General features: G+C 50.0%; 11 protein-coding genes. 5 read left to right on the top strand and 6 right to left on the bottom strand.

The genetic code is table 11. The annotated features are described in order from the left end of the window. The 4 genes from L693_RS0117315 to bioA form a co-directional block, all read right to left on the bottom strand. Positions 1-622 (bottom strand): alpha/beta fold hydrolase (locus L693_RS0117315; RefSeq protein ID WP_025718602.1); only part of this gene is annotated, 622 nt, incomplete at its 3' end. Next, positions 607-1788 (bottom strand): 8-amino-7-oxononanoate synthase, encoded by a 1182-nt coding sequence (gene bioF / locus L693_RS0117320; protein ID WP_231503688.1) that lies wholly within the window; start codon positions 1786-1788, stop codon positions 607-609. The genes L693_RS0117315 and bioF, both read right to left, overlap by 16 nt. Further along, positions 1772-2530 (bottom strand): dethiobiotin synthase, encoded by a 759-nt coding sequence (gene bioD / locus L693_RS0117325; protein WP_025718604.1) that lies wholly within the window; start codon positions 2528-2530, stop codon positions 1772-1774. The genes bioF and bioD overlap by 17 nt, the downstream gene beginning before the upstream one ends. Then, positions 2527-3894 carry an adenosylmethionine--8-amino-7-oxononanoate transaminase gene (gene bioA, locus L693_RS0117330; RefSeq protein WP_025718605.1) on the bottom strand — a complete coding sequence of 456 codons (1368 nt, stop codon included), beginning with the start codon at positions 3892-3894 and terminating at the stop codon, positions 2527-2529. The genes bioD and bioA overlap by 4 nt, the downstream gene beginning before the upstream one ends. A 231-nt stretch (positions 3895-4125) precedes the next feature. Here bioA and L693_RS0117335 point away from each other — a divergent pair, with 231 nt between their 5' ends. Next, a complete protein-coding gene (locus L693_RS0117335; protein ID WP_025718606.1) occupies positions 4126-5178 on the top strand; it encodes a lactonase family protein in 1053 nt (350 codons plus the stop codon). A gap of 107 nt (positions 5179-5285) precedes the next feature. Here the strand turns inward: L693_RS0117335 and L693_RS0117340 are convergent, their stop codons facing one another. Further along, the gene (locus L693_RS0117340) at positions 5286-6242 is read right to left on the bottom strand and encodes an ArsR/SmtB family transcription factor (RefSeq protein ID WP_025718608.1); all 957 of its coding nucleotides are present in this window, start codon (positions 6240-6242) and stop codon (positions 5286-5288) included. 240 nt (positions 6243-6482) lie between these two features. After that, positions 6483-7445: a hypothetical protein gene (locus tag L693_RS0117345; protein WP_025718610.1), complete on the bottom strand. Its 963-nt coding sequence runs from the start codon at positions 7443-7445 to the stop codon at positions 6483-6485. A 143-nt stretch (positions 7446-7588) separates the two neighbouring features. On the opposite strand from L693_RS0117345, the gene L693_RS32470 reads away from it, so the two are divergent. The 4 genes from L693_RS32470 to L693_RS0117365 form a co-directional block, all read left to right on the top strand. Next, the gene (locus L693_RS32470; protein WP_370881013.1) at positions 7589-7717 is read left to right on the top strand and encodes a hypothetical protein; all 129 of its coding nucleotides are present in this window, start codon (positions 7589-7591) and stop codon (positions 7715-7717) included. 53 nt (positions 7718-7770) lie between these two features. Beyond that, complete coding sequence (locus L693_RS32475; RefSeq protein WP_442950184.1) at positions 7771-8061, top strand: GNAT family N-acetyltransferase; 291 nt, start codon at positions 7771-7773, stop codon at positions 8059-8061. Between the two features lie 185 nt (positions 8062-8246). Further along, positions 8247-8879: an NAD(P)-dependent oxidoreductase gene (locus L693_RS0117360; protein ID WP_025718613.1), complete on the top strand. Its 633-nt coding sequence runs from the start codon at positions 8247-8249 to the stop codon at positions 8877-8879. A 33-nt stretch (positions 8880-8912) separates the two neighbouring features. Continuing rightward, positions 8913-9390, top strand: a 478-nt coding sequence (locus L693_RS0117365) for an NAD(P)H-hydrate epimerase (RefSeq protein ID WP_025718615.1), incomplete at its 3' end; no start/stop codon positions are given.

Genomic DNA, 9390 nt, shown 5'->3' on the forward strand with positions numbered 1-9390 from the left:
GCATGAGCAACTCCTCTGCCGCCTCGTAAGGACAAATCTGATCTTTGGTACCGTGTATAAGAAGAACCGGACAATGAATTGCCGGAAGTCGAGAAAGGCATTCCACATGACGGAGGGTTTCAAGCCCCGCGATGAGTGCCGGAGTTGTCCAGTTGCCTATGAGGGAACGATGGTCCCTGAGATCCGACGCTGTTTCCAAGTCCGTAAACATCATCTGACTGAATTTGCTCTCTATAGCCTGCCGATCTCTTTGGAGTCCGTTGATCATCTGTCTAACATAGATATCTGCCCAGCCGCGATTCTGTTGTTCTCTAGGACGGGTAAACCTGGCTGTTGCTGAAAAAAGTACAAGTCCATCTGCCAGTTTCTGATCCGCGAGTTTCAATGCCAATAACCCGCCCAGTGACCAGCCTCCTATCAGAAAAGGACCGGAGCATGAGGAAAGCAGACCTTTTGCTGCCGTTTCGGTCAAATGCAGTATCTCCTCGGAGGAAGCGGCAGCGCTGTAATCCACAGAAACATGATGAAAATCAGAGAGAAGCCCGCGAAGCCGGTCAAAGACCTTATTCGACATACTCCACCCGGTCAGCCACAGGATGGTGCCACCTAATTCTGACGGCATGATTCCAAAACCCCCAGTTGAAGTCCTAGTCTGCAAATTTTTGTAACGGCCTCTGTTAGCTCCTCCAGGGAATGTGCAGCCGATAAAGAGAAGCGAATTCGCGCAGTACCCTCAGGTACTGTTGGAGGACGAATGGCTATCGCCGCAATACCTTCGGTTTCCAGAGCACTGCTAAATTGCAGAGCCTTATGATTATGTTCCAGGATCAAGGGCACAATTGCAGAATCTCCGTTACCGATGTTAAAACCCGCATCACATAATGAGGAACGAAAAAATTTGCTTGCCGCGGTCAGCCGTTCACGACGCCATTGTTCTGTTTGTATCAGCTTCAATGCCTGGGCAGCCCCCGCTATAAGAGAAGGGGGGAGTGCCGTTGAATAGATAAGCGGCCTGGCCTTATTGATCAGCCATCTGATGAGCGTCTCATTTCCACAAACATAAGCTCCGTAGATGCCAAACGATTTGCTGAGCGTTCCCATATGAATATCCACATTACTTGTTACCCCAAGTGCAGAGATCAATCCCTCGCCACGTGAACCGTAAACCCCTCCGCTATGTGCCTCGTCAACCATCAGCAGAGCATTATACTCCCGTTTGAGCGCAATAAGGTCGAGCAAGCGTGCCTGATCACCATCCATGGAAAAGACTGCGTCCGTCACGATTAGCTTCCGCCGTTTATCACGGAATTTATGCAATAAGGCACGCAAATGCTCAATATCATTATGGCGATACCGTGCATGCTCGGCGCGGCTCAAAATAATGCCGTCGACAATGCTGGCATGGTTGAACTGGTCGCTGAATACCACATCGCCGCGGCCCACAAGCGCGCTAATGACACCAACATTGGCTGTATAACCGTTTGCGAAGACAAGTGCCGCATCACAGTTTTGCCATGCTGCCAACGCTTTTTCAAGCTGTGCATAGGGCTGCCGATTGCCGGTTACAAGCCTGGAGGCACCGGCGCCGGCTCCTTCCATGAGGAGTGCATCACGCATCGCTTCAATAATGGCAGGATGCCGGGCAAGCCCCAGATAGTCATTCGAGGACAAGTCGAGTAGTGCTCGTCCGCCATGCATCACATAACCAGGACTTTCGGGGATAGGGACATGGGTACGCAAGTGGCGTTCCATTGATGCGTGGTCTAATGCCTCAAGTTCTTTTTTCATCCAAAGGATGATCATCACCACCTTGTAATGCCAATGCTTGTCTGATCGGCGCTAATTGAATGGTTTTTCGAACAGAATGGATAAGCATCTCGGTATTTGCCTCGTCATGTAAGTATGGAAAATGTCCAAGGACCTTCAGGCCGCCGCTGTATTGTTCGATGAGTTCTGTATTTGTCGCGATACTTGGATCATCCAGGGCGTCAATATATTCGCTGTTGTTCATGATGATGCCTACAATCGGGATTCCGCGCTGCTGTAAGAAGGAGATGGTCAAAAGTGTATGATTGATTGTACCCAGACCGGATCTGGCCACAATCAGAACAGGTACGTGAAGCATGGAAATCAGGTCAATCACCAGTGCGTTATCGGTCAGCGGTACAGCGACCCCACCCGCCCCTTCAATAAGCAGTGCTTGATAGCGCCCGATAAGTGGTTCCCCTGCGGCGATCATCTCCTTAAGACTAAGCGTCACACCAGCCTGCTTGGCGGCAAGCATGGGGGTCAGAGGTGCTTCGAACGTAAAAGGTGCTACAGCCTCGGGGTGTTCACAGATGCCTGTGCTTTGCAGCAGACGTTCGGCATCCGTTGCTCCGCTGCCAAGAAGGCCGCCGGACTGCACAGGCTTCCAGACACCTGCATTCAGACCTTCTGCACGCAGCGTAGCGGCAAGCGCCGATGTCACGATTGTCTTCCCAACACTGGTATCCGTACCGGTTATAAACATTCCCCGTGGTGTGCTCATGTCGTTAATCCATTTTCGGTGACGTCAATAATGGATGCTGCCAAAATATCTGTCATGGCATCCAACTCATCCTCTGTACTGGCCAGAGGGGGGATAAATACGACAACATTGCCAAGCGGTCTTGTAAGCATTCCAAGTTCTCTTGCACGCTCGGCAGCGCGAACGCCGATCCGATCTGCCCAGTCGTATGACTCGCGTGAAGTCTTATCACGTACGAGTTCGATTCCGATCATCAGACCCTTTTGCCGAATTTCACCGACATGTGGCCGTTCTTTAAGTGCCATAAGCTTTTGCCGGACCAATGAGGCCTTTGCTATTACGCCTGTTATCATATCTCGCTCCTCGATTCGTTTTAGACTGGCTAAAGCAACAGCACAGCCAAGCGGGTTGCCAGTAAAGGAGTGTCCGTGGAAAAATGTTTTTTGCTCTTGATAATCGGCATAGAAGGCATCGTATATCTCGTCAGTCGCAAGTGTCGCGGCGACGGGCAAGTAGCCGCCAGTGAGTCCTTTGCCAACAACCATCAGATCAGGCGAAACGCCTTCCAGATCGCAGGCAAACATGGCTCCTGTACGACCGAAGCCTGTTGCGACTTCATCCGCGATGAGAAGTACCTGGTGTTTGCGGCAAAGCAAGGCCATTTCCCGCAAACAGCCTAGCGGCATGATAATCATTCCTGCCGCTCCCTGTACGATTGGCTCCACGATGAGAGCTGCTATTTCATCCCCACGAGTCTCAAGCAAACTGCGTAAAGCGGTTAAAGTGGACTCCATTGCTCCCGCTGCGCCGCCTTTGTGGCGGTAAGCATAAGGATAAGGAATGGTCTCTGTTGGAAACAACATCGGTCGGAACACATCATGATACAGGGGAATCGCGCCGACGCTGACTGCCCCGATTGTATCCCCATGGTACGCTTGATTCATCGTAATAAATGTCTTTTTCTCATGTACTCCGCGGTTGTGCCAGTATTGAAACGCCATTTTGATTGCGATTTCGACACCGGTTGCTCCTGAATCGGAGTAAAACACTTTGTTTAAACCCTTGGGGGTGATTCTTACCAGCTTCTCAGCCAGTTCGATGGCAGGTATATTCGCCATTCCAAGCAGTGTAGAGTGGGCGACCCGATCTAACTGATCAGTGATTGCCTGATTCAATTCCGGTACGTTGTGACCGTGTACATTAAGCCAAACAGACGAGAATCCGTCATAATAAGACCGGCCCTGGATGTCATACAGTTTGACACCTTGACCACGCTCAATAATAAGAGGGTCCAGCTTGTTGTAATCTTTCATTTGAGTAAAGGGAAGCCATAAGTGCGCCTTATTCATGGCGGCGAGACGCTCATAGTTCGTAATGATCACCATCCTTCTCCAATCTATTATTTTAATTGTCAACCAAATTGAATTTAATGTGGTTGACAATTAACTTTAACAATATAACAAAACGAGAAGTTTGTGTAAAGAGAATCAAAGCGTGCAACAACATCTTACGGTGATGGTTACCTATTTATATTTTTTCGTCTAGATGTGTACTTTGGAGTCGATGATGGGTAATAATGCAAGACAACGCAGCAATCGGAGGGAGGCGTGAGCCGAATGGATGAACGAAGTGAGCAGTTATTTTATACAGGAACTTATGCATCTCGAAATGAAAGAGGGATTTATGTATGCGCTTTGGATATTGAAAACGGTGATCTGCGCATGATTGGCGGTGTAGAGGGCATTGAGCGGCCTTCTTTTTTAGCCCTGCACCCGGATGGTTCGAAGCTGTATGCTGCCAGTGAGACAGGGGAAGGTGAGCTGTATGCGTATCAGGTAGATGCCCGGACAGGAGAGCTGCATCTGGTAGATCGAAAAGGGACCAAGGGAGCACACACCTGCTATGTGTCCGTAACAGCGGATGGACGTTATGTGATGGCCACTAACTATTCAGGCGGGAATGCCGCTGTATTCCCGGCGATGGAAGCTGGAGGATTGGGGGACATGTCGGGACAGGTTCAGCATACCGGCTCAGGTATTCGTCAGGACCGCCAGAATGCGGCGCATCCCCACTCGATTATTCCTGATCCTTCAGGACAGCATGCCTTGGTATGTGATCTGGGCCTGGATCAGATTGTAGTATACCGTTTGACAGAGGATGGAAAACTGGTGACCCATCGTGAAACAGATTTGCCGCCAGGTTCCGGCCCGCGCCATCTGGTATTTCATCCTTCGCGTCCCTATGCTTTTGTCGCCAATGAGCTAAACAATACCGTTGCTGTGTTTGGCTACAATGAACGAAATGGAGAGCTTACATTGCTGCAAAGCCTGTCCACACTACCGGAAGGCGTGATTGATGTGGAAAATACAGCCGCAGATATCCGGATTACAGCCTGTGGACGTTATGTGTATGTGTCAAACCGGGGACATGACAGCATAGTGCTGTACCATGTCGATCAGGTCACTGGCAAGCTGAAGACAATCGAGTGGGTCGAAACCTTCGGTGGCACGCCACGTAACTTCAACATCCTGTCAGGTTATCTGGTGGTGGCGAATCAGGATGGAAATAACATTGTATCTTTTGCTATCCACGATGAAGATGGTCGATTGACACGAACGGGCTATGTACTGGAGGTTCCTTCTCCTGTATGCATTGAGCCTACACGGTAGCCATAGCTACAGAACATGGTAAAAGAGCATAGAAAAACACGGCATTTTGCTTCCATGAAAGACATGGGGCACAACGCCGTGTTTCAGGTTTTGAACCAAATGGAGAGCTATTTACCAGGCTCCACGGCTTCAACCGTTGCTGTTTTTGTGTGGTTTTCGGCAGGCTTGTAGTACAATCGGAACAGGATATCCTGATTGTAGTTACCGAATCCGGTACCGAACAGGGTTACTCCTCCAACATGCTGGGCATCATCCAATATGGCAATACGGAATTTCCATTGCTTTTGGTCAATCAGGACTTGGCTTAAAGTCACATCGGATATCTGCTTGCCGTCCATAAAGGTACCCTCGGACGTAATGCGAAGCCTTTTGAGCAAACCGTATTGATTAATAAAGTCTGGCCACCATGCGGGCGTGTATTTACCACGATTATCCCCGAAATCCCCGGGGCTGGTCCAAGTACCCAGATTGACATCATTCAGGAAGAAAGTAATGTCTGAAGGCCAATTATCATTGGTAAAAGGCGCTTCGGACGATAGCTCCATTGAAATTTCCAACTCCTCGGCCTTTTGGCTGGACAGCAGGAAATTAGGTACCTTATAATCCATATATCCTTGACTAAACCACAGAATTTTGGAGTTAAAGCGCTCAGGGTCCAGGAATGAACGAGGCTCGTCGAATTCTCCGATGATTTTCTCGACGGTAGCCAATCCACAGGTCGGCTGAATTTCAAAATCCGTAAAGTGCCCGACGGAAATCTCGGTCTGATGAAATTGCCGCACATCCTGCTGATAGCGTGGCATGGCGATCTCGATCTTGTCTGTAGCCAGCGAGCACACCTTCTGAACTCCACCACGCCCAGGCAGCATTTTGGTCGAAATAATGGACGCTCTCTCCAGCTTTTTGACATGCATGGTCATAATCGCACTGCTAAGTCCCAACGCTTCCGCCAGCTCACGTATATTCATAGGCTTCTCCGCAAGCAAAACAATCATATTCAGCCGAACCTCACTGGCCAGCGCTTCATATACGGGAAGTGATTTTTCAGAAATGTCCAGTTGCATAGTTCCTCCAATTCTAACGCACATCATAAATTGATGGTAGTTTAACATATATGGATTTTTTCCAATATTCATACATAAAAAACGTTATGATTTACATTTATATAAACAATATACCCTTTCCTTGATTGCTGGCACAAGTGTAACCCTTTAAAAAGCCAAAAGTTGTTCAAAAAACAGGACATCCCTAAACCACTCGCTGTTTGTCGGGATGTCCTGATGTGGGTATATGGTTATAGAAGGTTAATATCGGGTATGTTCTTCTGCCAAAGAAGAATCAGATGTTCTATCCTTGTCTGCGGTATGCCCCGCTTGATGAGCTGAATCCGTCTTCATCAGGCCAGGATGACCGACATAAGGACGATCACTCCGTGAACGACCTCGGGTGAGCCGGAAGCCGATCAAAAACAACACAAGCTGTACAGCCAGTATATAAGGAGAAGCCTCCGGTCCGATCCATTGAAACACAGCAACCGCGGCGATCACCATGGACAACAGGCTTGTTGGAAAATGGGAAGCCGTTACGTCCAAATCATTTTGTCTGCGCAAGGTCATCAGCCGATATAGATACAGCAGCGCGATCAAACCGGATACGAATCTCATCCATGTGCATCCTATAAGCCAGTAGGCAGACGGCGCATTATTGGACAGGCTGCTATCGACATTGCTGTACGAGGCCAATTCCACAAGCAGCCGTGAGATCAGCCAGACGATCCCGACCAGCGCCAACGGGCCGGCTGCGGGACGAAGCAGCTTCCATAAAGCTGTTCCCCAGCTCGGTGCATGTGACTCCAGCAAAACAAGCCGCCGTTCCTCGATCAGTTTGTTCATTTCGCGCTCCAGGGATTTGAGAAGCAATTCCCTGCGGAAAGCATCGCATTCCCGGAGCGATGCCTGCACCTGCTCCTGTAAGTGTGGAGTCAAATAGGGAGCGGCCTTCGCCTCCTGAAGAGCATGAATCAGTCCGTTCGGATGGGGCTGCTTTTCGTTACTGCTGCCGTCCTGGGTAGAGGTTTGAAGGCAGCCTGCTAATCGCCCGTAGATGCGTAGCGACTCCTGTAATTCATTTAGCCGCTGCTGACGAGAATTGCGAAGCTGGGCTGCGCTGTGAACATACAGCCATACCAGCAGGGACAACGCCAGCAGGAAGGCAATCAGACCGGGTGAGATATATGCGGCTAAGGCCGCGAAGTCCGTCGGGGACACCCGCAATCCCTCCTTCCATAGTTCTTCCTACACTATTGCACAGACCGCGCAGGCATTTCAAGGGTTTGTCTGTATCTGACCAAGATATATGAAGTATTTTTTGGTAAAATAGACAAGATTACTAGCCGGGGAGGAGATTCAGCATGAATAAAAATATAGATATTGCCACAGAACATCAAAAGACATCGAATCAACCGTACGTAGAGCTTCGTGTGGATTACACCATCCATCCGTTCAGGAGTATCGGGCGTTACGTAAGCAAGCTGGCTTAACGCAAATTACGGAAGAGGCGGCAGCCAAGGGCCTGCCGAACAGTTTGTTTGCCGTGACACTGCGGCTTGGACCGGAATTGATCAAGATGGGCCGGGTAAGCGGTGATGGCGGTGTGTTTTTTCTGGTTACTGATATTGCAGTCAAGCCTTCACATCAGGGAAAAGGCTATGGACGTAAGCTTATGGAAAAGATTACGGAGTATTTAAGAAGAGAAGTTCCGGCGGGCAGCTTTGCGACACTGATTGAGGATAAACCGGCTGACCGTTTGTATGCGCAATTCGGCTTCCAACCTGTCAGTCCGGGGTCAGAAGGGATGTACTGGCGACAGCTGGGCGGGCTGTAAGCTGGAACGACTGGAATCGAATTTTGCGGAACCAATAATATATAAGCTGAAATAAAAAAGTGTACACAGGGAACGGAGTAGACGGAAGAGTGCTGTACAAGTGGAGCGATCGCCTTTGTCCCGGGTATCTCCCTTGATTATAAGTTCAACTTATTTAGTAAATTACAGGAAGAAGGCAAGAGACGATGAAGGTTATTATTTTCGGAGCAACAGGAACGATTGGTCAAGCATTAGTCAAGGAAGCGATCAAGCGCAAGTATGAGGTGACGGCGGCGGTACGCGACCCGCAGCGGGTGACGGAGCAAAGCGAATATTTGGCGGTCGTTCAAGCGGACATTTTAAATCCAAATTCAGTTACGGAGGTGGCGAAAGGGCACGATGCTATCATTAGCGCCTACGGCCCCACATTTGGAGCCGAGGAAGAATTGCTCGAAGCCACTCGGTCTTTATTGGAAGGCACCCGACGTTCCGGTGTGGAACGCATACTTGTAGTTGGTGGAGCCGGAAGCCTGATCACGGAAAACGGTGAACGTCTGATGGATACCGCCGAGTTCCCCGAAGAAGTCAAGCCGCTTGCGGCTGCACATGCCGAGGCGCTTGAGCTGTATCGCGCTGCCGATGTGGATTGGACGTATTGCAGTCCGGCGGGAATTATAGAATCGGGAAAACGTACAGGACATTTCCGCATTGGCCTGGATCATTTGGTGGTTGACGAGCTGGGCCACAGTCGTATCTCGGTAGAGGATTATGCGGTAGCGCTGATTGATGAGTTGGTTGCGGGTGAATTTGTCAATTCCCGTTTTACGGTTGGGTATTAAATCATAAGTACGGCAATCCGGGAGGGGAAAAGTATGTATATGGTGACTGCCGATGAAATGCAGCAACTGGATCGGTATACGATTGACAAGCTGGGTATCCCGGCCCTCACGTTGATGGAAAATGCCGGGCGCGCAGTAGCTGACGAAGTACTAAAGCTCTGTGCTATGAAAAGCAGATCAGGGAATGGGAGATTGGAAGAACAGGAAAATCAGACCTGCGATGCTGACAGCGCTGAAGTGTTCAGGTGTCGGGCGATAGAAAAGGTCTCCCGGACAGGCCCGGGGGATCTGCCAAGTCACCGGGAGGTCATTCGGGTGGAGCCGTGGAGTCACGGGCGCCATGCTGTATGGCAACGGGAGCATTGGTATATCCTCGTGGGCAAAGGCAACAACGGGGGGGACGGACTGGTTGCAGCCCGTCATCTGACCGATGCCGGCCTGCGCGTCACCGTTGTCTATGCCGACTCACCGGATACGCTTCGCGGCGAGGCGGCTGCTAGCCGCGATGTCA

The sequence above is a fragment of the Paenibacillus sp. 1-18 genome, from assembly GCF_000520755.1.
GTDB lineage: Bacteria > Bacillota > Bacilli > Paenibacillales > Paenibacillaceae > Paenibacillus > Paenibacillus brasilensis.